Consider the following 1427-nt stretch of genomic DNA (forward strand, 5'->3'; position numbering starts at 1 on the left):
GGAGGAGGTGGCGGGCGTTGTGGTGGGTGATGAGGTGGCGGGCGGTGAGGGCGCCGAGGGTTCCGGTGCCGCCGGTGACGAGGACGGTCCCCTCGGGGTTCAGGGGGAGTGGCCGGGCTGGTGGGTTGGTGGGTGCGGCGGTGAGCCGGGGCGCCCAGAGGGTGCTGTCGCGGAGGGCCAGCTGGGGCTGGTCGGCGGTCAGTGCGGTGGGGAGTGCCTGGTCCGAGTGGCCGTCGGCGTCGATGAGGCGGATACGGTCGGGGTGCTCGGACTGGGCCGAGCGGACCAGACCCCAGATCGCCGCCACGGCGGGGTCGGTGACCTCGGCCGAGTCGTGTACGGCCATCGCACCGCGCGTGAGTATCACCAGCCGTGTGTCCGACAGCTCGGGCAGCGTCACCCACTGCTGCAACAGGTCCAGCGCCCGGGTGGTCAACTCCCGTGTGCGGGTGATGGGGTCGGTGTCGGACGACTGCCACGTGGCGGTGTCGGCGACGATCAGGCTGGGGCGGTCATCGGCCTCGGCGATCTCCGTAACGTCGGTGAAGGCCGGGACCTCTGCGGTGGCGAGGGCGGGGGAGACGTCCGCGAGGGTGCCCCACGAGACCTCGTCCGTGGCGGTGGTGGTGTGTTCGGTCCAGGTGACCGTCCACAGCGCATCGTTAAGGGGTGTGGAGGTGAGCGCTTCGAGCTGCCCTGCGTCGACCTCCCGCAGGATCAGCGAGCCGATCGACGCGACGGGTCCTCCGGCCGCGTCGACCAGGGCCACGGAGAGCCCGCTGTCCTCGGCGTAACGGGCGTGTACGCGCACCGACGTGGCACCGGTGGCGTGCAGGCGTATGTCGTTCCACGCGAACGGCAGCAGCATGCGGCCGCCGGGCTCGCCGGGCAGGCAGTAGTTGCTCGCGTGCAACGCGGCGTCCAGCAGCGCCGGGTGGATGCCGAATCGGCCGGCGGCCTCCGTCTGCTCCTCCGGCAGGGCGGCCTCCGCGAACACCTCGCCATTGCGGGTCCAGACCGCCTTCAGTCCCTGGAAGGTCGGCCCGTAGTCGTAGCCCCCCTCGGCCATCTGCTCGTACAGACCCTCCACGGCCACCGGCTCGGCACCGGCGGGCGGCCATTCGGCCACGGTGGGCGGCGGGGGAGCGGCGGTGTCCTGGGCCAGTGTGCCGGTGGCGTGCTCCGTCCACTGGGTGCCTTCCTCGGTGCGCGAGTAGACGCGGACGTCCCGGCGCTCGGACTCGTCCGGGCCGCCCACGACCACCCGTATGTCCAGGGAGCCACTGTCCGGCAGGGCCAGTGGCTGCTCGATGACCAGCTCTTCCAGGGCGGGGGTGTCGGTCTCGTCCCCGGCGCGGATGGCGAGTTCGGCCATCGCGGCACCGGGCAGCAGTACGGCGCCGGACACGGTGTGGTCGGCCAGCCAG

At 72.5% G+C, this 1427-nt stretch carries 1 protein-coding gene; it reads right to left on the reverse strand.

Features of this window, described 5'->3' with window-relative positions; genetic code table 11:
* Positions 1 to 1427: polyketide synthase dehydratase domain-containing protein (locus ABD329_RS47735; RefSeq protein WP_344318277.1), on the reverse strand; the 1427-nt coding region annotated here is incomplete at both ends.

The organism is Streptomyces javensis (genome assembly GCF_039525925.1).
Classification (GTDB): domain Bacteria; phylum Actinomycetota; class Actinomycetes; order Streptomycetales; family Streptomycetaceae; genus Streptomyces; species Streptomyces asiaticus.